General features: G+C 62.8%; 18 protein-coding genes. 7 read left to right on the top strand and 11 right to left on the bottom strand.

Annotated elements, in window-relative coordinates:
• Positions 1-37: 37 nt before the first annotated feature.
• From AK81_RS04050 to AK81_RS04030, 5 genes are all read right to left on the bottom strand, one after another.
• Complete coding sequence (locus tag AK81_RS04050) at positions 38-1,648, bottom strand: ABC transporter substrate-binding protein (RefSeq protein WP_043196939.1); 1,611 nt, start codon at positions 1,646-1,648, stop codon at positions 38-40.
• Positions 1,649-1,728: 80 nt separating this feature from the next.
• Positions 1,729-3,108, bottom strand: coding sequence for an OprD family porin (locus tag AK81_RS04045; protein WP_043196936.1), 1,380 nt, complete (start codon positions 3,106-3,108; stop codon positions 1,729-1,731).
• Positions 3,109-3,336: 228 nt separating this feature from the next.
• On the bottom strand, positions 3,337-4,929 hold the full coding sequence (locus tag AK81_RS04040) for an ABC transporter substrate-binding protein (protein WP_043196935.1): 1,593 nt from the start codon (positions 4,927-4,929) through the stop codon (positions 3,337-3,339).
• A 146-nt stretch (positions 4,930-5,075) separates the two neighbouring features.
• On the bottom strand, positions 5,076-6,701 hold the full coding sequence (locus tag AK81_RS04035; protein WP_043196934.1) for an ABC transporter substrate-binding protein: 1,626 nt from the start codon (positions 6,699-6,701) through the stop codon (positions 5,076-5,078).
• Positions 6,702-7,101: 400 nt separating this feature from the next.
• Positions 7,102-7,818, bottom strand: coding sequence for an SIMPL domain-containing protein (locus tag AK81_RS04030; protein ID WP_043196933.1), 717 nt, complete (start codon positions 7,816-7,818; stop codon positions 7,102-7,104).
• 201 nt (positions 7,819-8,019) lie between these two features.
• Here AK81_RS04030 and AK81_RS04025 point away from each other — a divergent pair, with 201 nt between their 5' ends.
• The 4 genes from AK81_RS04025 (at position 8,020) to AK81_RS04010 (ending at position 12,405) form a co-directional block, all read left to right on the top strand.
• Positions 8,020-9,276, top strand: a complete 1,257-nt coding sequence (locus tag AK81_RS04025) for an ATP-binding protein (RefSeq protein WP_043196931.1) — start codon at positions 8,020-8,022, stop codon at positions 9,274-9,276.
• Entirely contained in the window at positions 9,276-9,836 is a 561-nt protein-coding gene (locus AK81_RS04020) for a response regulator transcription factor (protein ID WP_003255244.1), read from the top strand. The genes AK81_RS04025 and AK81_RS04020 overlap by 1 nt, the downstream gene beginning before the upstream one ends.
• A 216-nt stretch (positions 9,837-10,052) precedes the next feature.
• Positions 10,053-10,994: an AEC family transporter gene (locus AK81_RS04015; RefSeq protein WP_043196929.1), complete on the top strand. Its 942-nt coding sequence runs from the start codon at positions 10,053-10,055 to the stop codon at positions 10,992-10,994.
• A gap of 55 nt (positions 10,995-11,049) precedes the next feature.
• Entirely contained in the window at positions 11,050-12,405 is a 1,356-nt protein-coding gene (locus AK81_RS04010; protein WP_043196927.1) for an amino acid permease, read from the top strand.
• A gap of 119 nt (positions 12,406-12,524) precedes the next feature.
• Here AK81_RS04010 and AK81_RS04005 read toward each other — a convergent pair whose 3' ends face one another.
• The 6 genes from AK81_RS04005 to gatC form a co-directional block, all read right to left on the bottom strand.
• The gene (locus AK81_RS04005; RefSeq protein ID WP_043196926.1) at positions 12,525-12,896 is read right to left on the bottom strand and encodes a carboxymuconolactone decarboxylase family protein; all 372 of its coding nucleotides are present in this window, start codon (positions 12,894-12,896) and stop codon (positions 12,525-12,527) included.
• A gap of 10 nt (positions 12,897-12,906) precedes the next feature.
• Positions 12,907-13,950 carry a calcium/sodium antiporter gene (locus AK81_RS04000; protein WP_043197008.1) on the bottom strand — a complete coding sequence of 348 codons (1,044 nt, stop codon included), beginning with the start codon at positions 13,948-13,950 and terminating at the stop codon, positions 12,907-12,909.
• Positions 13,951-14,010: 60 nt separating this feature from the next.
• On the bottom strand, positions 14,011-14,385 hold the full coding sequence (locus AK81_RS03995; RefSeq protein ID WP_043197007.1) for a septal ring lytic transglycosylase RlpA family protein: 375 nt from the start codon (positions 14,383-14,385) through the stop codon (positions 14,011-14,013).
• A 153-nt stretch (positions 14,386-14,538) separates the two neighbouring features.
• Positions 14,539-15,984: an Asp-tRNA(Asn)/Glu-tRNA(Gln) amidotransferase subunit GatB gene (gene gatB / locus AK81_RS03990; RefSeq protein WP_043196925.1), complete on the bottom strand. Its 1,446-nt coding sequence runs from the start codon at positions 15,982-15,984 to the stop codon at positions 14,539-14,541.
• A gap of 11 nt (positions 15,985-15,995) precedes the next feature.
• Positions 15,996-17,447, bottom strand: coding sequence for an Asp-tRNA(Asn)/Glu-tRNA(Gln) amidotransferase subunit GatA (gene gatA, locus AK81_RS03985; protein ID WP_043196924.1), 1,452 nt, complete (start codon positions 17,445-17,447; stop codon positions 15,996-15,998).
• Positions 17,448-17,462: 15 nt separating this feature from the next.
• The gene (gatC, locus tag AK81_RS03980; RefSeq protein WP_003255165.1) at positions 17,463-17,750 is read right to left on the bottom strand and encodes an Asp-tRNA(Asn)/Glu-tRNA(Gln) amidotransferase subunit GatC; all 288 of its coding nucleotides are present in this window, start codon (positions 17,748-17,750) and stop codon (positions 17,463-17,465) included.
• Positions 17,751-17,955: 205 nt separating this feature from the next.
• Here gatC and mreB point away from each other — a divergent pair, with 205 nt between their 5' ends.
• The 3 genes from mreB (at position 17,956) to mreD (ending at position 20,712) form a co-directional block, all read left to right on the top strand.
• Complete coding sequence (mreB, locus tag AK81_RS03975; protein ID WP_003255163.1) at positions 17,956-18,993, top strand: rod shape-determining protein MreB; 1,038 nt, start codon at positions 17,956-17,958, stop codon at positions 18,991-18,993.
• Positions 18,994-19,189: 196 nt separating this feature from the next.
• Positions 19,190-20,224 carry a rod shape-determining protein MreC gene (mreC, locus tag AK81_RS03970; RefSeq protein ID WP_241496057.1) on the top strand — a complete coding sequence of 345 codons (1,035 nt, stop codon included), beginning with the start codon at positions 19,190-19,192 and terminating at the stop codon, positions 20,222-20,224.
• Positions 20,224-20,712, top strand: coding sequence for a rod shape-determining protein MreD (gene mreD / locus AK81_RS03965; protein ID WP_019473693.1), 489 nt, complete (start codon positions 20,224-20,226; stop codon positions 20,710-20,712). Before mreC ends, mreD begins: the two co-directional genes overlap by 1 nt.
• Positions 20,713-20,729 lie beyond the last annotated feature (17 nt).

Raw genomic sequence — 20,729 nt, 5'->3', positions numbered from 1 at the left:
CCGGTCCCCGTGTGGGTTGCCGGCGGTCGTTGTTGTTCTACTTCACCTTGGTGGTGGCGAAGTTATTGTTGGTCAGAGGGCTGATCACGTAGCCCTCCACGTTGTCACGCATGGCGGTGAACATCTTCGGATGGGCCATGCTGATCCAGGGTTGGTCGTCATCGTACACCTTCAATGCCTCGCTATAGAGCCTTGCGCGCTCGTCATTGTCGATCACCTCGCGGGCGCGGGTGATCAGTTCCTGGAAGTTCGAGTTGCACCAGCGGGCGTAGTTCTCGCCGGTCTTGGCGGCGTCGCAACTTAGCAGCGGGGTGAGGAAGTTGTCCGGGTCGCCGTTGTCGCCCGCCCATCCGGTGGACACCAGGTCGGCTTCGCCCTTCTTGGCGCGTCGCAGCATTTCGGCCCACTCCATCACGCGGATATCCAGCTGCAGGCCGATCTGTTTCAGGTCGGCCTGCAGCATCTCGGCGGACAAGCGCGGGTTAGGGTTGGTCATGCCGCCCCCATTGCGGGTGAACAAGGTGATTACCGTACCCTCCGGTACGCCAGCTTCCTTGAGCAGGGCGCGCGCTTTGTCGAGGTCGCGAGGTGGATTCTGGTTGGTGCTGTTATAGCCGATCATGGTCGGTGGGTACGGGTTCACACCCACCAGCGCGTTGCCTTTGCCAAACAGCTGGTCGACGTGGGTCTGACGGTCGAAAGCCATATTGATGGCTTTGCGCACGCGTACGTCGCTGAGGTATTTGTGCTCGGTATTCATGGCGATGTAGCCGGTGACCAGCGCTTCGATCTCGGCGACCTTGAGCTTCGGGTCGGCCTTGATCGATGGCACGTCATCCGGCTTGGGGTACAACGCGACCTGGCATTCGTTGGCGCGCAGCTTCTGCAGGCGCACATTGCTGTCGGTGGTAATGGCGAACACCAGGGCCTCGGCCGGCGGTTTGCCGCGGAAGTAGTCCGGGTTGGGTTTGAAGCGGACCTGCGCGTCCTTGTTGTAGCGCTGGAAAATGAACGGGCCGGTGCCGATCGGCTTGCTGTTCAGCTCGGCGGTTTTACCAGCCTTGAGCAACTGGTCGCCGTACTCGGCGGAGTAGATCGAGGTAAAACCCATGGCCATGTCATGCAGGAAGGGCGCTTCCGGGCGGGCAAGGGTGATCACCACGGTACGCTCGTCGGTCTTTTTCACCGACTTGAGCAGCTCTTTGAAGGCCATGCTTTCAAAATACGGGTAGCCGACACTGGTCTTGTCGTGCCACGGGTGGTTCGGGTCCAGCTGGCGGTTGAGGCTCCACAGCACGTCGTCGGCGTTGAAATCGCGGGTTGGCTTGAAGTAGTCGGTGGTGTGGAACTTCACCCCTTGGCGCAGGTGGAAGGTGTAGGTCAGGCCGTCTGGCGAGATATCCCAGCGCTCGGCCAGGGCTGGCTGGATGTCAGTGGTGCCGGGCTTGAAGTCGACCAGCCGGTTGAAGAGCGTCTCTGCCGAAGCATCAAAGGTGACGGCGGTGGTGTACTGGGCAACGTCGAACCCTTCCGGGCTGGCCTCGGTGCACACCACCAGCGGTTTGGCGGCCAGCTGCGTGGCGCTGCCCAGCACCAGCGCGGCCAGGGCCAGGCGTAGCGGTAGCGACTTGATGAAAGCTCTCTGCATGGGTTGAAGGCTCCCTGCTTTTGCATTGATTCCAGCGTAGCCGCCACGGCCCGCCACGAAGGGGGCCGGGGCGCCAGCGGTCAAAGAATGTTGAATGGAATGGTGGTGACCACGCGGAACTCGTCCAGGCTGCCGTCAGCCTGGGCCTTGCTGGCGCGGTGGGTGGTGTAAGTGGCGCGGATGCTGGTGTCTTTCAGCGGCCCGCTCTGCAACGCATAGCTGGTGCCGATGCCCCACTCGTAGTGGGTTTCGCCGTTCAGGCCTTTCACGTCGTAGGCGGTGCCGCGGTAGTGGGTGCCGTCGATGCCCCAGCCGCGGGCGTTGTACAGGTTGAACTTCAGGCCCGGCACGCCGTAGGGCGCCATGTTCAGTACGTAGGAGATCTTCAGCGATTTTTCGTTGGGGCCGTTGAAGTCCGACAGCAGCGAGTTGGCCAGGTAGATGCCGTTGGTTTCGTGCAGGTAGTCGAAGTATTCGTTGCCGTTGACCTGCTGCCAGGAGGCACCGAGGGTGTGGGCCTGGTGGGTCAGGTCGAGCGACAGGCTGTAGGTGTCGTTGTCGATCTTGCCCATTTTCTGGCTGCCGGCATCGACGGTCTTGTAGTAGTTCAGGCCGGTGCTCAGGCTGAGCACCGCGCTGTCGCCGAGCACGTGGTTGGCGCCGAAGTAGTACTGGTTCCAGAAATCGTCGACCTGGGTGGCGTACAGGCTGGTGCTCAGGCTCTTGAATGGCTGGTAGTTGATGCCGGCGGTGCTGGCGCGGTCGGTTTCCACACCCGTGGCGCCGTATTCGCTGCGGAACTTGCTCAGGCTTTGTTCGGTACGTGGCGAGACACGGTCGAAGGTGCCCAGGTCGAAGCTCAGGTTGTCGAACTCGGCGCTGTGCAGGAACGCGCCCTGAAAGCTCGATGGCAAGGCGCGGTTGCCGATGTAGGCGATCATCGGCGTGTCCACCGACTGACGGCCGAGGGTAAGGGTGGTGTTGGACACACGCGCCTTGATATTGCCCAGGCCCAGTTTGCTCCACTGGCCGATGGGGTCGCCATCGCTGTGGGTCAGGGTGCGGTTGTTGGGGCCTGCGACCGCCTGGCGGTTCTGTTGCAGGGCGATGGCATTGTAGGCAGCGGCCTCGACGGCGATGCCCACGGTGCCTTGGGTGAAACCGGAGCTGTAGTTGAGGATGGTGCCCTGCAGCCAGTTTTCCCGGCTGTGGGTAGGGTGGCGGGTGCCGTCGCCCTTGTAGTAGCGCCACAGCGGTGCGCGTGCGGCACGTTCGCGGGCGTACCAGTTGCGGGTGGTGCCGGACAGGCTCTGGCCGTCGATGAAGCCGCTGGCTTGTGCCTGCTCGCTGCTGTCTTTGAGGGTGATGGGGATGAAGTCCTGGCTTTGGGTGTTGGCCTGGGCGACGCTGGAAAAGGCACTGATGGATAAGGCCAGTGCGGTCAGGGTGAATACTCTCAAGGTTGAAGCTCCCATTTTTTTCTAGTTATTGCCGGCCTTGTGGGCCGGGTTTTTTGCTGCGGTGTTGCCAGAGTTGCCCGGGGTTGCCGGGCTAAATCGGGGAGTCGTGTTGACTGTGCCGGCCTTTTCGCGGGCTCGCCCGCTCCCACAGGTAGGGCGCAAGGTCCGAACCTGTAGAGATCCTGTGGGAGCGGGCTTGCCCGCGAAGAGGCCGGTACTGGCTAACGCTTAATCAACACTTACACCGGAGAAATCATTGCGCCCAAACGGGCTGACCTTGAACCCGGAAACCTTGACGCTGAGCGGCTGGTTCACCGTGGAATGCGCCACCGGGGTAATCGGCACCTGCTGCTTGAGCCGCTGCTGGGCCTGCTGGTACAGGGCGCTGCGCTGCGCCTGGTCGGTGACCTGCTTGGCCTGCTTGACCAGGCTGTCGTACTGCGGGTCGCACCACAGCGAGTAGTTGTTGCTGCCGATGGCATCGCAGCTGTAGAGGGTGCCCAGCCAGTTGTCCGGGTCGCCGTTGTCGCCGGTCCAGCCAATCAGGGCGATGTCGTGCTCGCCGCTTTTCATGCGCTTGAGATACTCGCCCCATTCGTAGCTGACGATGCGCACCTTGAACCCGAGCTTGTTCCAGTCGGCCTGGAGCATTTCGGCCATCAGCTTGGCGTTGGGGTTGTACGGGCGTTGCACCGGCATGGCCCACAGGGTGACTTCGGTGCCAGGTTTGACGCCGGCCTGCTGGAGCAATTGTTTGGCCTTTTCCGGGTCGTAGGGTGCGTCCTTGAGGCTCTCGTCATAGGACCACTGGGTCGGTGGCATGGCGTTGACCGCCAATTGACCCGAGTCCTGATACACCGCCTGGAGGATGGCTTTCTTGTTCACTGCCATATCCATCGCCTGGCGCACTTCCAGGCGGTCGAACGGTGGGTGCTGGGTGTTGTAGGCGATATAGCCGAGGTTGAAGCCCGGTTGCTGCAGCACCTGCAGCGTACTGTCGGCCTTGAGCGCCGGCAGGTCGGCCGGGCGCGGGTGCAGGGTGACCTGGCATTCGTTGCGGCGCAGCTTCTGGATACGTACCGAAGGGTCGATGTTGATCGAGAACACCAGGTTGTCGATCTTCACTTCATCCGGCGCCCAATAAGCCTTGTTGCCCTTGTAGCGGATCTGCGAGTCCTTCTGATAACGCTGGAACACGAACGGCCCGGTGCCGATGGGCTGCTGGTTGATGTCGCTCGGTTTTCCGCTGGCCATCAGGTGTTCGGCGTATTCGGCGGAAAGAATGGAGGCGAAGCTCATGGCCAGGTTCTGGATGAACGCGGCATCGACCGTGTTCAGGGTGAATGCCACGGTCAGCGGGTCGATTTTTTCGACGCGGGCGATGTTCTTGTCCAGGCCCATGCTGATGAAGTAGGGGAACTCGGTGGGGTAGGCCTGGCGGAACGGGTGGCCTTTGTCGAGCATGCGGTTGAAGGTGAACAGCACATCGTCGGCGTTGAAGTCGCGGCCAGGGGAAAAGGCTTTGTTGCTGTGGAACTTCACCCCTTCGCGCAGGTGAAAGGTGTAGCGCAGGCCATCGTCGGACACCTCCCAGCGGGTCGCCAGGGCAGGGTGCACGGCGGTACCGCCGCGCTCGAACTCGACCAGGCGGTTGTAGACCGGTTCGGCGGCGTCGTTGTCGGTGGCGCTGGTGTACTGGGCGGTGTCGAAACCGGCGGGGCTGCCTTCGGAGCAGAACACCAGGTTGTTGGCCAGCAGGGCCGGGGACTGGCTGATCAGGCCCAGGGCCAGCAGGGTGGATAGGCAAGTGGTGTGGCGCATGGCGAGTCCTTTTTCATCTGTTTGCGCCGCCTCGGGGTACGAATGGCGGCAACAGTTCGCCGACCCCGCGGCGGATAGCTGCGGGACGACATGAAGAGGTGGTGAGGGGGAAAGGCACCCGCTATTCAGCAGGTGCCGCAGCTACCCTATTTGTCCACGCTGACACCGTAGAAGGCGTTCAGCGCAAACGGGCTGATCTTGAAGTCCTTCACCTTGGCGCTCATGGGCTGGTACACGGTGGAGTGGGCGATCGGGGTGATCGGCACCTGCTCCTTCAGGATGTGCTGCGCCTGCTGGTACAGCTCGGTGCGCTTGGCCTGGTCGGAGGTGGCCTTGGCCTGTTTGATCAGGTCGTCGTAGGGCTTGTAGCACCACTTGGAGAAGTTGTTGCCGTCGACGGCATCGCAGCCGTAGAGGGTGCCCAGCCAGTTGTCCGGGTCACCGTTGTCGCCGCTCCAGCCAATCAGCATGGCGCCCTGTTCGCCACCTTTGGAGCGTTTGATGTATTCGCCCCATTCATAGCTGACGATCTTCGCCTTGATACCGATCTTGGCCCAGTCGGACTGGAGCATTTCGGCCATCAGCTTGGCGTTGGGGTTGTACGGGCGTTGCACGGGCATGGCCCACAGGGTGATCTCGGTGCCTTCCTTGATGCCGGCTTCCTTGAGCAGCTGTTTGGCCTTTTCGGGGTCGAATGCGGCGTCCTTGATGCTGTCGTCATACGACCACTGGGTTGGCGGCATGCCGTTGACTGCCAACTGGCCGGCGCCCTGGTAGACCGACTCGATGATCTTTTTCTTGTCCACGGCCATGTCCAGCGCCTGGCGCACTTTCAGCTGGGCCATGGGGTTGGGCTCGTTGCTGCCCTTGATCTTGTCCATCACGTTGTAGGCGATGTAGCCGAGGTTGAAACCGGCTTGGTCAGGCATTTTCAGCTTGGGGTCTTTCTTTAGCGGCTCGATATCCGCCGGGCGTGGGAAGAGGGTGACCTGGCACTCGTTCTTCTTGAGCTTCTGCATGCGCACTGAGGCATCGGTGGTGATGGCGAAGATCAGGTTGTCGATCTTCACGTCATCGGGCTTCCAGTAGTCCTTGTTGCCCTTGAAACGGATCTGCGCGTCCTTCTGGTACTTGCTGAACACGAACGGGCCGGTGCCGATCGGCTTCTGGTTGATGTCGGCGGCCTTGCCGTTCTTGAGCAACTGGTCGGCGTATTCGGCCGACTGGATGGAAGCAAAACTCATGGCCAGGTTCTGGATGAAGGCTGCGTCGACCTCGTTGAGGGTGAACTTCACCTTGTGCTCGTCGAGCTTGTCCACCTTGGCGATGTTCTTGTCCATGCCCATGTCGGTGAAGTACGGGAACTCGGTGGGGTAGGCCTTACGGAACGGGTTGTCCTTGTCGAGCATGCGGTTGAAGGTGAACAGCACGTCGTCGGCGTTGAAGGGGCGGCTGGGCTTGAAGTAGTCGGTGGTATGGAACTTGACCCCTTCGCGCAGGTGGAAGGTGTAGGTCTTGCCGTCGTCGGACACTTCCCATTTGCTCGCCAGGCCCGGGATGACCGCAGTGCCGCCGCGTTCGAACTGGGTCAGGCGGTTGAACACGGTCTCTGCCGAGGCGTCGAAGTCGGTCCCGGTGGTGTACTGCCCCGGGTCGAAACCGGCCGGGCTGCCTTCTGAGCAGAACACCAGGTTGGACGCGGCCAGGGCCGACGGTGCACCGGTGAGCAAGCCTGCGCCAAGCAGGAACGGAATGACTGCGTGTTTGAGCATGGTGGCCTCATTGTTGTCATTTTTTGGATGAGGTGGCCTCGTGAGCCGACCTGAGGATACTTATGCAGGGGGTGTTCCCAATGCAACAGGTAGAAGGATAGTTGGCGCCGGAAAAGTGGTACGACCGTACATGGATGTCGCATCGGTATAACTTTCGACGAAGTTAAACGTTTGCGCAGGCAAAATGATGGCATTTTGCGAGATGTTTCTAGGCGGGGGGAGACGTAGGGCGCACCTTGGTGGTGCGTAGGAAAGGTCTGAATCGGTTAAAATGGGGCTGCTTTGCAGCCCATCGGGACGCGAGGCCGCTCCCACAAGGGAAAGTGTTCGCTGCTGTTTATGGGAGCGGCCTTGGCGGGCTCCGGACCCCGGAAAGGGGCGCAAAGCGCCCCCGGCAATCTCAGGGCATCTGCACTTCGATCAGGCCATCGGCATTCATGCTCACTTCACTGGTGCCCGCCTCGATATCCGGTGCCGGCGCTGCTTCATCAGCCCCCATGGCTTTCATTGCCATCGGCGCACTGCGCAGGTACGGGCGCGGGTAACCGCTGCTGTTGAGGTTCAGGCTGACCACTTTGTAGCCCTTGCCGCCCAGCGCTTCGGTGGCCAGTTGTGCGCGCGCCTTGAAGGCATCGACCGCGTCCTTGAGCAGTGCATCCTCGCTGGACTTGCGCGTGGCCGGGGCGATGGAGAAGTCCATGCCGCCCATTTTCAGCTCTTGCAGCAGGTCGGCAGTGAGCTGGGACAGGGCCGGGAAGTTGTCGCTTTCCAGGCGCAGCTCGGCGCGCTCGCGCCAGCCGGTGATCTTCTGGCCCTTGCTGTCATAGACCGGGTAGCTGTTGCGGCTGCCCTGGCTGATCTTCACGTCCTTGACCTGGCGCGACTGCTGCACGGCCTTGTTCATGGTTTCGGTGATCTGCTTGGCAAGCTTGCCCGGGTCGGTGTTCTGCGCTTCGCTGTACAGGGTCACGACCATCAGGTCGCGCGCCACTTCCTTGCTCACTTCGGCACGCAGCGATACCTGGTTGTAACGTGGCTCATCGCCAGCCTGCGCCGGCAGGCTGGCGAGCAAGCCGCAAGACAGGATCAGGGCGGCGCCGCGACGTGGGATTTGCATGTGGTACTCCTTGGCAATAAAAGGCGTGGGGTCTGGTCATCCATTCCACGCATGGCCCATCAGACCGGCAACAGTGTAGTGGGTTCAAAAGTGCCATCATCAACCTGTGACAAAGTGTGGCGCTTTGCCGCATCGCTGCAGTGAGGCGCCCGGCTTCGGTATACTCCAGCCGATTTTCTGGAGCACTCATCAGGAGAGCTCATGCTCGCTGCCGTACAACCGCTGTCCGCTACCCGCCAGAACCTGTGGCGTCTGACCGTCATTCGGGTCCTGGTCCTGGCTGCCCAGGCCGGCTCCGTGGGCGTCGCCTACTGGACCGAACTGCTGCCGTTGCCGTGGCTTTCGCTGGCTGGCACCTTGGCGTTGTCCTCGCTGCTGTGTGCCTTCACGGCGCTGCGCCTGCGCCTGTCGCTGCCGGTCACCGAAATGGAGTACGCCCTGCAGCTGGCCTGCGACCTGCTGATCCACAGTGCCTTGCTGTACTACTCCGGCGGCTCGACCAACCCGTTTGTGTCGTATTACCTGGTACCGCTGGCGATTGCCGCGGTGACCTTGCCGTGGCTGTATTCGCTGATTCTTTCGGGTATCGCCCTGACCGCCTACAGCCTGCTGCTGGTGCAGTTCTACCCGCTTGAAGGCCTGCCCATGGCGCGGGACAAGATGCAGGTCTACGGCATGTGGCTGAGCATTGCCCTGGCTGCGGCGGTGATTACCTTCTTTGCCGCGCGCATGGCCGAAGAGCTGCGCCGCCAGGAGCAGCTGCGCTCGGAGCGGCGTGAAGAAAGCCTGCGCGACGAGCAATTGTTGGCCGTGGCCACCCAGGCCGCCGGTGCCGCCCATGAGCTTGGCACGCCGTTGGCGACCATGAGCGTGCTGATCAACGAAATGCGCCAGGACCACACCGACCCGCTGCTGCAGGAAGACCTGCAGATCCTCCAGGACCAGGTAAAGCTGTGCAAGGAAACCCTGCAACAGCTGGTGCGCGCCGCCGAAGCCAACCGCCGCCTGGCAATCGTGGAGCAGGATGTGACCGCCTGGCTGGACGAGGCGCTCAACCGTTGGCACCTGATGCGCCCGGAAGCCAGCTACCGCTTCCAGCGCCTGCGCGATGGCAAGGTACCGCAGCTGACGCCGCCGCCAGACCTGACCCAGGCGCTGCTGAACCTGTTGAACAATGCCGCCGATGCCTGCCCCGATGACCTGGAAGTGCGCCTGGACTGGGACGCCCAGGACATCGTCATCAGCATCCGCGACCATGGCCCTGGCGTGCCGCCGGCCATTGCCGAAGCCATCGGCAAGCCCTTTATTACCACCAAAGGCAAAGGCTTCGGCCTGGGCCTGTTCTTGAGCAAGGCCAGCGTGACCCGTGCGGGCGGTTCGGTAAAACTCTATAGTCATGAACAGGGTGGCACCCTGACCGAATTGCGCCTGCCCTATGGCAAGCGAGGAGATGAATGATGAGCGAAGAAAACCAGGTCGAAAGCGAAGAGCTGCCGCACCTGCTGTTGGTGGATGACGATGCCACCTTCACCCGGGTCATGGCCCGGGCCATGAGCCGTCGCGGTTTCCGCGTGAGCACCGCCAGTTCTGCCGAGGAAGGCTTGATCCTGGCCCAGCAGGACCTGCCGGACTACGCCACGCTGGACCTGAAGATGGACGGTGATTCCGGCCTTGTGCTGCTGCCCAAGCTGCTGGAACTGGACCCGGAAATGCGCGTGGTGATCCTGACCGGTTACTCGAGCATTGCCACTGCTGTTGAAGCGGTGAAGCGCGGCGCCTGCAACTACCTGTGCAAGCCGGCCGACGCCGATGATGTGCTGGCAGCGCTGCTGTCGGAGCACACCGACCTGGATACCTTGGTGCCGGAAAACCCGATGTCGGTCGACCGCCTGCAGTGGGAACACATCCAGCGCGTGCTGAACGAGCACGAGGGCAACATTTCGGCCACCGCACGGGCGCTGGGCATGCACCGGCGGACCTTGCAGCGCAAGCTGCAGAAGCGCCCCGTCCGGCGCTGATCCCAGCGGGTCTTGTACCGGCCCTTTCGCGGGCTTGCCCCCTCCCACAGGCATTTCACAGGTTTCAACACCTGCGCAGTTCCTGTGGGAGCGGGCAAGCCCGCGAAGAGGCCATAACTGACAGAACCTTCTCTTTATCACCCCGCGATCCCCGCAAATCCCAGCCGTTGGCGTATCATTAGCCCCCTAACGGCAACCCTGGCAGGATCGCTGCGCATGCTCGCCCTTCTCATCCAGACGCTGAACATCACGGCACCTGTCTTCGCCATGCTGTTCATGGGCGTGCTGCTCAAGCGCATCCACCTGATCGACGACAATTTTAACCGTGTCGCCTCGCAGCTGGTGTTCAACGTCTGCATGCCGGCACTGCTGTTCCTCGGCATCTACCACGCCGACCTGGCTGCTGCGGTAAAGCCCGGTGTCATCCTCTACTTCACCGTCGCCACCCTGGTTGGCTTCGCCGTCGCCTGGGGCATGGCCATCTGGCGCAGCCCACCGGCGGACCGGGGCATCTATACCCAGGGCGCGTTCCGCGGCAACAACGGTGTGATCGGCCTGGCCCTGGCCGCCAGCCTGTACGGCGACTACGGTATTTCGTTGGGGGCGGTGCTCGCCGGCCTGGTCATCCTCCTGTACAACTCGCTGTCGGCCGTAGTGCTGGCGGTGTACAGCCCTGATTTGAAGTCCGACCCGTGGAGCATCTGCAAGAGCATCTTCAGCAACCCGCTGATCATCAGCGTTCTGGTCGCTACACCCATGGCTTACGGCCAGGTGCCGCTACCCAATTGGCTGCTGACTTCGGGGGATTACCTGGCGCAGATGACGCTGCCGCTGGCGTTGATGTGTATTGGCGGCACCCTGTCGCTGGCGGCATTGCGCGACAGCGGCAGGCTGGCCATCGACGCCAGCCTGGTGAAGATGGTCTGGCTACCGCTGGTCGGCACCCTCGGCGCCTGGCTGTGCGGCTTTCGCGGGGCCGAACTGGGCATCCTGTTTCTGTACATCGGCAGCCCGACCGCAGCAGCCAGTTACGTCATGGCGCGGGCGGCTAACGGCAACCATGAGCTGGCTGCGTCGATCATCGTCATTACTACGTTAATGGCGGCAATCACCACCAATATCGGCATTTTCATCTTGCAGTGGGGCGGATGGATCTAGATCCTTGACTGCAAACAACACAAAAAACACGCCTCACTGAGCTAAAGGACACTTCATGCAAGACCAGAGCACGCCCGAGCTAAAGCGCGGGCTGAAGAATCGCCATATCCAGCTGATCGCGCTGGGCGGGGCCATCGGTACCGGCTTGTTCCTGGGCATCGCCCAGACCATCCAGCTGGCCGGCCCTTCCGTATTGCTGGGGTATGCCGTCGCTGGCCTGATGGCCTTCCTGATCATGCGCCAGCTGGGCGAAATGGTGGTGGAAGAGCCGGTGGCCGGCAGCTTTAGCCACTTTGCCCACCAGTACTGGAGCGAGTTTGCAGGCTTCGTGTCGGGCTGGAACTACTGGGTGGTGTATGTGCTGGTGGGCATGGCCGAGCTGACGGCGGTGGGTATCTACGTGCAGTACTGGTGGCCGGATTTCCCCACCTGGGCCACGGCAGCGATCTTCTTCGTGGTGATCAACCTGATCAACCTGACCCAGGTGAAGGTCTACGGCGAAATGGAATTCTGGTTCGCCCTGATCAAGGTAGTGGCCATCGTCAGCATGATCGGCTTCGGCGCCTGGTTGCTGAGCAGTGGCCATGGCGGCCCGGATGCCAGCGTGGCCAACCTGTGGCAGTACGGTGGCTTCTTCCCTAACGGTGTCAGCGGCCTGGTGATGGCGCTGGCGGTGATCATGTTCTCGTTCGGTGGCCTGGAGCTGGTGGGTATCACCGCTGCCGAGGCCGACAACCCACGCGAAAGCATCCCCAAGGCCACCAACCAGGTGGTGTACCGCATCCTGATTTTCTACATCGGTGCCCTGGCGGTGCTGTTGTCGCTGTACCCGTGGCAGAAGGTGGTGCAGGGCGGCAGCCCGTTCGTGATGATTTTCCACGAGCTGGACAGCGACCTGGTGGCGACCATTCTCAATATCGTGGTGCTGACGGCCGCGCTTTCGGTCTACAACAGCTGCGTTTACGCCAACAGCCGCATGCTGTTTGGTCTGGCCAGCCAGGGCGACGCACCGCGCCAGTTGCTGAAAGTGAGCCGCAGCGGCGTGCCGCTGACAGCGCTGGGCGTGTCGGCCTTCGCGACCGGGCTGTGCGTGGTGATCAACTACCTGATGCCGGGTGAGGCCTTTGGCTTGCTGATGGCCCTGGCGGTGTCGGCGCTGGTGATCAACTGGGCGAGCATCAGCATTACCCACCTGAAGTTCCGCAAGGCCAAGCTGGCCGCCGGGATTACCCCGTTCTACAAGAGCCTGGGGCACCCGCTGACCAACTACCTGTGCCTGGCGTTCATCGTGCTGATCCTGGTGGTGATGTACCTGACCCCGCCGATTCGCATCTCGGTGATGCTGATCCCGGCATGGATTGCCGTGCTGTGGGTGGCCTTCAAGCTTAAAAAGGCTCGCCAGGCCAAGTAGGTAAGGCAGTACCGGCCTCTTCGCGGGCTTGCCCGCTCCCACAGGTACTGCACAGGCTTCAAGGCCTGTGGGGTCTCTGTGGGAGCGGGCAAGCCCGCGAAGAGGCCGGTACAGGCGATCTATTGGTAACTGTCGATCACTTCCTGCGCCGCACGGAAAGCATCAATCGCCGCCGGCACCCCCGCATACACTGCACAGTGCAGCAGTGCTTCGCGAATCTCTTCTACCGTACAGCCATTATTCAACGCGCCACGCACATGCCCCTTGAGCTCTTGCGGGCACTTGAGTGCCGTCAGCGTGGCCAGGGTAATCAGGCTGCGGGTCTTCAATGGCAGCCCCTCACGGGCCCACACGCTGCCCCAGGCATGTTCATTGACGAAGTCCTGCAACGGCTGGGTGAAGTCGGTGGCATTGCCCAGCGCGCGATCTACGAATGCATCGCCCATTACCTGGCGGCGAATCTGCTCACCGGTCTGGTTGTTATCGGCCATGTAGGTTCCCTTAGTGTTGGCGGCGCCAGGCGCGCACGGTGGTGTACAACAGCACCACGGCAAGCACGGGCAGCACATAGAACAGCATCAACCGCTCAAGGCGCCCGGCCAGCGGCATGCCCATGGTGAACGCCGCCACGTGCAGCCCGTAGGCCAGGTACAGGCAGAGGAACACCAGGCCTTCGGCGCGGGTGATCCGGTAACCGGAATAGAACACCGGCAGGCTCAGCACGGCAACCCCGAGCATCACCGGCAGGTCGAACGCCAGGGCGTTGGGCGAAATCGACAGCGGCTCAGGGGTGATCAGGGCGGTCAGGCCCAGCACGGCCAGCAGGTTGAACAGGTTGCTGCCGATCACGGTGCCGACGGCAATTTCCCGTTCACCGCGCAGGGCCGCGATCAGCGCGGCGGCGAGCTCTGGCAGGGATGTACAGATGGCGACAACGGTCAGGCCGATGATGCGCTCGGACAGCCCCAGGTCGGTGGCAACCTCCACGGCGGCTTCCAGCAGCAGGTGCCCCGCCAGGCTCAGCAGGGCAAGGCCGGCCAACACCTGCAGCAGCGTGCCTGACCAGAAGCGCCTGGCGCTGGATTTGGCCGTTTCCGGCGCGGGGTAGGTGCGTGCGTAGTGGCGCGACTGGTGCCAGAGCATTACCAGGTAGCCGACCAGGCCAAGCAGCAGCAGCCCCCCTTCAGCCCGGCCCAGGTAACCGTTGGCGCACAGGGCATAGACCAGGCCGCTGGCGACGATCATCAGCGGAATGTCCAGGCGTACCAGCTGGCGAGACACGCGCAAGGGGATGATCAGCGCGGCCAGGCCGAGAATGACCAGTACGTTGAAGATGTTGCTGCCGATCACGCTGCCCACCGCCACATCCGGCGCGCCCTGGTAGGCGGCCTGCAGGCTGACGGTAAGTTGTGGCGCGGTACTGCCGAAGGCCACCAGGCTCAGGCCGATGATCAACGGCCGAACATGAAGGCGTTGTGCCAGGCGCAGCGCTGCGCGCACCAGCAATTCGGCGCCGCCGACCAGCAGCAGCAGGGCAATGCCCAGTTGCAACAGGCTGAAGGTGGGAAGGGTGGCCAGGTCGAAAATGGTCGGACTCCTGTCGCGTCAGTCGCTAAGCCCTTGTACTCGCACGCGCGCTGTTCCGCTACGGAGCATGCCGATTTTTTCTGCTGCGGCGCGAGACAGGTCGATCAAGCGGCCGCGGGTGTGCGGGCCACGGTCGTTGATGCGTACTACCACACTGCGCTGGTTGGCCGTGTTGGTGACCCGTACGCGGGTGCCGAACGGCAGGCTGCGGTGGGCGGCGGTAAGGCCATGCTGGTTGAACGGTTCGCCGCTGGCGGTGCGTTTGCCGTGGTGGCGCGAGCCGTAATAGGAAGCGGTGCCCGTCTGGTCGTAACCGCGCGGGTCGATGTCGTGGCTGGCGCAGCCGGCCAGGAAAGAGAAGAGGGCCAGGGTGCCGAGGGATCTTTTTAGCAAGTTATTGCTCCGATGCTGCAATTGGGGCCGCTGTGCGGCCCATCGCCGGCAAGCCAGCTCCCACAGGTACATTACCGCCCTCAAGAGCGGCGCTGTACCTGTGGGAGCTGGCCTGCCGGCGAACGAGGGCAAGGCCCTCGCCGCTTTTTCAGCTCACCCTTCGAGCTTGGCCTTGAGCAATTGGTTCACTTGCCCAGGGTTAGCCTTGCCCTTCGACGCCTTCATTGCCTGGCCGACGAAGAAGCCGAACATCTTGCCACGCTTGGCCTCGTCGGCGGCGCGGTACTGTTCGACCTGCTCGGCGTTGGCCGCCAGCATTTCGTCGAGCATCTTGTCGATCGCACCGGTGTCGGTAACCTGCTTCAGGCCTTTGCTTTCGATGATGCTGTCGGCATCGCCTTCACCGGCAGCCATGGCCTCGAACACGGTCTTGGCGATCTTGCCGCTGATGGTGTTGTCGCGGATGCGCAACAGCATCCCACCCAGGTGCGCGGCGCTGACCGGTGCCTGGTCGATCTCGATGCCCAGCTTGTTAAGCAGGCTGCCCAGCTCGACCATGACCCAGTTGGCCGCCAGCTTGGCGTCGCCGCCGATTTTCACCACTTCCTCGAAGTAGTCCGCCTGTTCGCGGCTGGAAGCCAGCACGTTGGCGTCGTAGGCCGACAGGCCGTACTGGCTCTGGAAGCGTTCGACCTTCTGCGGCGGCAGCTCTGGCAGGCCGGCGCGGATGGTTTCGAGGAAGCTGTCCTCGATCACCACCGGCAGCAGGTCCGGGTCGGGGAAGTAACGGTAGTCGTTGGCTTCTTCCTTGCTGCGCATGGAGCGGGTTTCGTCTTTGTTCGGGTCGTACAGGCGGGTTTCCTGCACCACCTTGCCGCCGTCTTCGATCAGGTCGATCTGGCGCTGGATTTCGCTGTTGATCGCGCGCTCGATGAAGCGGAACGAGTTGACGTTCTTGATCTCGCAGCGGGTGCCGAACTCGACCTGGCCTTTCGGGCGGATCGACACGTTGCAGTCGCAACGCAGCGAGCCCTCGGCCATGTTGCCGTCGCAGATGCCCAGGTAGCGCACCAGTGCGTGAACCGCCTTGACGTAGGCCACGGCTTCCTTGGCACTGCGCATGTCAGGCTCGGAGACGATTTCCAGCAGCGGGGTGCCGGCACGGTTGAGGTCGATGCCGGTGGAGCCGCTGAAGTCTTCGTGCAGGCTTTTGCCGGCGTCTTCTTCCAGGTGCGCGCGGGTTACCCCGATGCGCTTGATGGTGCCGTCTTCCAGGGCGATATCCAGGTGGCCCTTGCCGACGATCGGCAGGTCCATCTGGCTGATCTGGTAGCCCTTGGGCAGGTCCGGGTAGAAGTAGTTCTTGCGCGCGAACACGTTGCGCTTGCCGATTTCGGCATCGATGGCCAGGCCGAACATGCACGCCATGCGCACGGCTTCCTGGTTCAGCACCGGCAGTACGCCGGGCATCCCCAGGTCAACCAGGCTGGCCTGGGTGTTCGGCTCGGAACCGAAGGTGGTGGCGCTGCCGGAGAAGATCTTCGACTGGGTGGCGAGCTGAGTGTGGATTTCCAGCCCGATCACAACTTCCCATTGCATGTGTGAACTCCTCAGAAGCCGTTGGGGGCACGGGTGTGCCAGTCGGTCACTTGCTGGTAGCGGTGCGCGACGTTGAGCAGGCGGCCTTCCTGGAAGTACGGCGCCAGCAGCTGCACGCCGACCGGCAGGCCGTCGACGAAGCCGGCCGGCATCGACAGGCCCGGCAGGCCCGCCAGGTTGGCAGTGATGGTGTAGACGTCTTCCAGGTAGGCGGCGACCGGGTCGCTGCTCTTGGCGCCAAGCTTCCAGGCCGGGTTCGGCGTGGTCGGGCCGAGGATCAGGTCGACATCGTTGAAGGCGGCCATGAAGTCGTTCTTGATCAGGCGGCGGATCTGCTGCGCCTTCACGTAGTAGGCGTCGTAGTAGCCGGCCGACAGAGCATAGGTGCCGACCATGATGCGGCGCTGCACTTCAACGCCGAAGCCTTCGCCACGGGAACGCTTGTACAGGTCGGTGAGGTCTTTCGGGGCTTCGCAGCGGTAGCCGAAGCGCACGCCGTCAAAGCGCGACAGGTTGGAAGAGGCTTCAGCCGGGGCGATCACGTAGTAGGCCGGGATGGCGTGCTGCATGTTCGGCAGGCTGATTTCCTTGACCACCGCGCCGAGCTTTTCCAGCTCTTTGACGCTGGCCTGGACCAGGTCGGCGATACGCGGGTCAAGGCCTGCACCGAAGTACTCTTTCGGCAGGCCGATGCGCAGGCCCTGCAGCGAACCGTTGAGGTTGGCGCTGTAGTCTGGCACCGGCTCTTCGATGCTGGTGGAGTCCTTGGCGTCGAAACCGGCCATGCCTTGCAGCAGCAGGGCGCAGTCCTCGGCAGTGCGGGCCAGCGGGCCGCCCTGGTCGAGGCTGGAGGCGTAGGCGATCATGCCCCAGCGGGAAACACGACCGTACGTCGGTTTGAGGCCGGTGAGGTTGGTCAGTGCCGCTGGCTGGCGGATCGAGCCGCCGGTGTCGGTGCCGGTGCTGGCCGGCAGCAGGCGCGCGGCCACGGCAGCGGCCGAACCGCCCGACGAACCGCCTGGGACGTGTTCGAGGTTCCACGGGTTCTTCACCGCGCCGTAGTGGCTGGATTCGTTGGCCGAACCCATGGCGAACTCGTCCATGTTGGTCTTGCCCAGGGTGACCATGCCGGCTTCAGCCAGCTTGGCAACCACGGTGGCGTCGTACGGTGCCTTGAAGTTGTCGAGCATCTTCGAGCCGCAACTGGTGCGTACGCCGTTGGTGCAGAACAGGTCCTTGTGGGCGATGGGTGCACCCAGCAGCGCGCCGGTTTCGCCTGCGGCGCGACGGGCGTCGGCGGCACGCGCCTGGCCCAGGGCCAGGTCTTCGGTGACGCTGATGAAGCTGTTGATTTGCGGGTCGAGGTGCTTGATGCGCGCCAACAGGGCGCCGGTCAGCTCTTCGGAGGAAAACGACTTGTCGGCGAGTCCGCGGGCGATCTCGGCCAGGGTCAATTGATGCATGGCAGTCTCTATCCCTTACTCGATGACTTTGGGAACCAGGTACAGACCGCTTTCGGTCGACGGCGCGATAGCCTGGTAGGCGTCGCGCTGGTTGCTTTCGGTGACCTGGTCGGGGCGCAGGCGCTGGCTGGCTTCCAGCGGGTGGGCCAGGGGCTCGATGCCAGTGGTATCGACCGCTTGCATCTGGTCGACCAGCCCGAGGATGCTGTTCAGGGCATCGGTAATGCGTGGCAGTTCGCCATCATTCAGCCCCAGACGGGCCAGATGGGCGATCTTTTCCACGTCGCAGCGTTCAAGCGCCATGAAGATCTCCAAGGGAAACAAAGAACGGAATTTGGGTCCGCGATGAGGAACATGTCAGCTTTCTGGCGGTCCAACGGCCGCGATCATCGGCTGGCATGCTCGGAAAAACAGCCAATTTAACATATTGGCTCCTTGCCCAAAATCCCTGCCATTGTTAGAGTTTGCCGCACTTTTTTACCCACGCTTTCCCCAGGGTCACTTTCCCATGTTCAAGAAACTGCGTGGCATGTTTTCCAGCGATCTTTCCATCGACCTGGGTACTGCCAACACCCTTATTTACGTGCGTGAGCGCGGTATCGTCCTGAATGAGCCCTCGGTTGTTGCCATCCGTACCCATGGCAATCAGAAAAGCGTCGTCGCCGTCGGTACCGAAGCCAAACGCATGCTGGGCCGTACGCCTGGCAACATTGCTGCCATTCGTCCGATGAAGGACGGCGTCATCGCCGACTTCAGCGTTTGCGAAAAAATGTTGCAATATTTTATCAACAAGGTTCACGAGAACAGCTTCCTGCAGCCAAGCCCGCGCGTGCTGATCTGCGTGCCGTGCAAGTCGACCCAGGTAGAGCGCCGCGCCATTCGCGAGTCGGCCCTGGGTGCCGGTGCCCGTGAAGTGTTCCTGATCGAAGAGCCAATGGCTGCTGCCATCGGTGCTGGCTTGCCGGTTGAAGAGGCTCGCGGTTCGATGGTCGTCGATATCGGTGGTGGTACCACTGAAATCGCACTGATCTCCCTGAACGGCGTGGTCTATGCCGAATCCGTCCGCGTTGGCGGCGACCGCTTCGACGAAGCCATCGTCACCTACGTGCGCCGCAACTACGGCAGCCTGATCGGCGAGTCCACCGCCGAGCGCATCAAGCAGGAAATCGGTACCGCCTACCCGGGCGGCGAAGTGCGCGAAGTCGATGTACGTGGCCGCAACCTGGCCGAGGGCGTACCGCGTGCCTTCACCCTGAACTCCAACGAAGTGCTCGAAGCGCTGCAGGAATCGCTGGCGACCATCGTCCAGGCGGTCAAGAGCGCCCTGGAGCAGTCGCCGCCCGAACTGGCTTCGGACATCGCCGAGCGTGGCCTGGTGCTGACCGGTGGTGGTGCGCTGCTGCGTGACCTCGACAAGCTGCTGGCCCAGGAAACCGGCCTGCCGGTGATCGTCGCCGAGGACCCGCTGACCTGTGTCGCCCGTGGCGGCGGTCGCGCCCTGGAGATGATGGACAAGCACGCGATGGACCTGCTCTCCAGCGAGTGATCCCACTCGCTGTTCACGAGCGCCCGGTTTACAGGTAGCACGCACAGTGCTACCTGTATGTGCTGGGCTGGCGCCCGTCAAGGGCGCCGTATCCGTCAACCCGCAACCAGGCTGGTGCGTTGTTCCATGTCCAATGACCTCCTGAGTCGTCCACGAGGAACGGCCCATTAAACCGCTTTTCTCCAAGGGCCCTTCGCTGGGCGTTCGCCTGCTCGTTCTGGTGGTGATGTCGGTCGCGTTGATGGTTGTCGACGCGCGCTTCGACGTGCTCAAACCCGTGCGCAGCCAGATGGGCCTGGTGCTGATGGAGTCGTACTGGATCACCGACCTGCCGCAACGTGCGTGGCAAGGCGTGGCTGGCCAGTTCGGCAGCCGCACTGAACTGATCGCCGAAAACGAAAAGCTCAAGACCGAAGCCCTGCTGTTGCAGGGGCGCCTGCAGAAGCTGGCGGCCCTGACCGAGCAGAACGTGCGCCTGCGCGAATTGCTGAACTCTTCGGCGCTGGTCAACGAAAAGGTCGAAGTGGCCGAGCTGATCGGTGTCGACCCCAACCCGTTCACCCACCGCATCCTGATCAACAAGGGCGAGCGTGACGGCGTGTTCCTCGGCCAGCCGGTGCTCGATGCGCGCGGCCTGATGGGCCAGGTCGTCGAGCTGATGCCCTACACCTCGCGGGTGCTGTTGCTGACCGATACCACCCATAGCATTCCGGTGCAGGTCAACCGCAACGGCCTGCGTGCCATCGCCAGCGGCACCGGCAACCCGGAACGCCTTGAACTGCGCCATGTGGCCGACACCGCCGACGTGAAGGAAGGCGACCTGTTGGTCAGCTCCGGCATGGGCCAGCGCTTCCCGGCGGGCTACCCGGTGGCCACGGTCAACGAGGTGATCCACGATTCCGGGCAGCCGTTCGCCATCGTGCGCGCCATCCCTACCGCCGCGCTCAATCGCAGCCGTTACATGCTGCTGGTATTCAGTGACCGGCGTACCCCGGAGCAGCGCGCTACCGACGCCGCCATCGCCCAGGAAGAGGCTGACCGCAAGGGCACCTCGGCCCCCGGCCAGCCGGCGGGCACGGGCGAGCAGGGCACACCTGCCAGCGGTACGCCTGTGGCGCCAACCACACCCGCAGCGCCGACAGTGCCGGCCGCCCAGCCTGCCGTCCCGGCGGCGACCCCTGTCACGCCTGCCGCAGCGCCTGCCGCACCCGCACATACCCGGAGACAATGATGGCTGCTTCACGCCGCAACAACGGCTGGGTCATCTGGCTGACTTTCGCCATCGGCCTGCTGCTCAGCGTCTCGCCCATGCCGCAGTTCATGGAAGTGTTCCGGCCCATGTGGCTGGCTTTGCTGGTGTCGTTCTGGACCCTGGCGGTGCCAAGCAAGGTCGGCATGACCACAGCGTTCGTGCTGGGCCTGGCCGAGGACGTGTTATACGGTACCCTGCTGGGCCAGAACGCGTTGATCCTTACCCTCATCACCTTCCTGGTGTTGTCCCTGCAGCAGCGCTTGCGCATGTTCCCCATGTGGCAGCAGAGCCTGGTGATCCTGGTCATATTCGGCATCGCCCAGCTCATCCAGCTATGGCTCAGTGCTCTGACCGGCAACCGCCTGCCGACCCTGGCGCTGGTCTGGTCGGCGGTAATCAGTGCCTTGCTCTGGCCATGGATCAGTTTCGCCCTGCGCGACCTGCGCCGACGCTTGCATATCAACTGACGGCGACGTCGCAACTG

Origin of the sequence: Pseudomonas putida W15Oct28 (assembly GCF_000708715.2) — a bacterium.
GTDB lineage: Bacteria > Pseudomonadota > Gammaproteobacteria > Pseudomonadales > Pseudomonadaceae > Aquipseudomonas > Aquipseudomonas putida_R.
Note: the sequence above shows the minus strand (reverse complement) of the source record. Positions and strands in the feature narration are given on the sequence as shown.

What these genes read in the sequence shown, in the direction of transcription:
- AK81_RS04050 (WP_043196939.1), bottom strand. Translation starts at nt 1,648, where the DNA reads ATGCAGAGAGCTTTCATCAAGTCGCTACCGCTACGCCTGGCCCTGGCC.
- AK81_RS04040 (WP_043196935.1), bottom strand. Translation starts at nt 4,929, where the DNA reads ATGCGCCACACCACTTGCCTATCCACCCTGCTGGCCCTGGGCCTGATC.
- AK81_RS04035 (WP_043196934.1), bottom strand. Translation starts at nt 6,701, where the DNA reads ATGCTCAAACACGCAGTCATTCCGTTCCTGCTTGGCGCAGGCTTGCTC.
- AK81_RS04030 (WP_043196933.1), bottom strand. Translation starts at nt 7,818, where the DNA reads ATGCAAATCCCACGTCGCGGCGCCGCCCTGATCCTGTCTTGCGGCTTG.
- AK81_RS04025 (WP_043196931.1), top strand. Translation starts at nt 8,020, where the DNA reads ATGCTCGCTGCCGTACAACCGCTGTCCGCTACCCGCCAGAACCTGTGG.
- AK81_RS04020 (WP_003255244.1), top strand. Translation starts at nt 9,276, where the DNA reads ATGAGCGAAGAAAACCAGGTCGAAAGCGAAGAGCTGCCGCACCTGCTG.
- AK81_RS04015 (WP_043196929.1), top strand. Translation starts at nt 10,053, where the DNA reads ATGCTCGCCCTTCTCATCCAGACGCTGAACATCACGGCACCTGTCTTC.
- AK81_RS04010 (WP_043196927.1), top strand. Translation starts at nt 11,050, where the DNA reads ATGCAAGACCAGAGCACGCCCGAGCTAAAGCGCGGGCTGAAGAATCGC.
- AK81_RS04005 (WP_043196926.1), bottom strand. Translation starts at nt 12,896, where the DNA reads ATGGCCGATAACAACCAGACCGGTGAGCAGATTCGCCGCCAGGTAATG.
- gatB (WP_043196925.1), bottom strand. Translation starts at nt 15,984, where the DNA reads ATGCAATGGGAAGTTGTGATCGGGCTGGAAATCCACACTCAGCTCGCC.
- gatA (WP_043196924.1), bottom strand. Translation starts at nt 17,447, where the DNA reads ATGCATCAATTGACCCTGGCCGAGATCGCCCGCGGACTCGCCGACAAG.
- gatC (WP_003255165.1), bottom strand. Translation starts at nt 17,750, where the DNA reads ATGGCGCTTGAACGCTGCGACGTGGAAAAGATCGCCCATCTGGCCCGT.
- mreB (WP_003255163.1), top strand. Translation starts at nt 17,956, where the DNA reads ATGTTCAAGAAACTGCGTGGCATGTTTTCCAGCGATCTTTCCATCGAC.
- mreD (WP_019473693.1), top strand. Translation starts at nt 20,224, where the DNA reads ATGGCTGCTTCACGCCGCAACAACGGCTGGGTCATCTGGCTGACTTTC.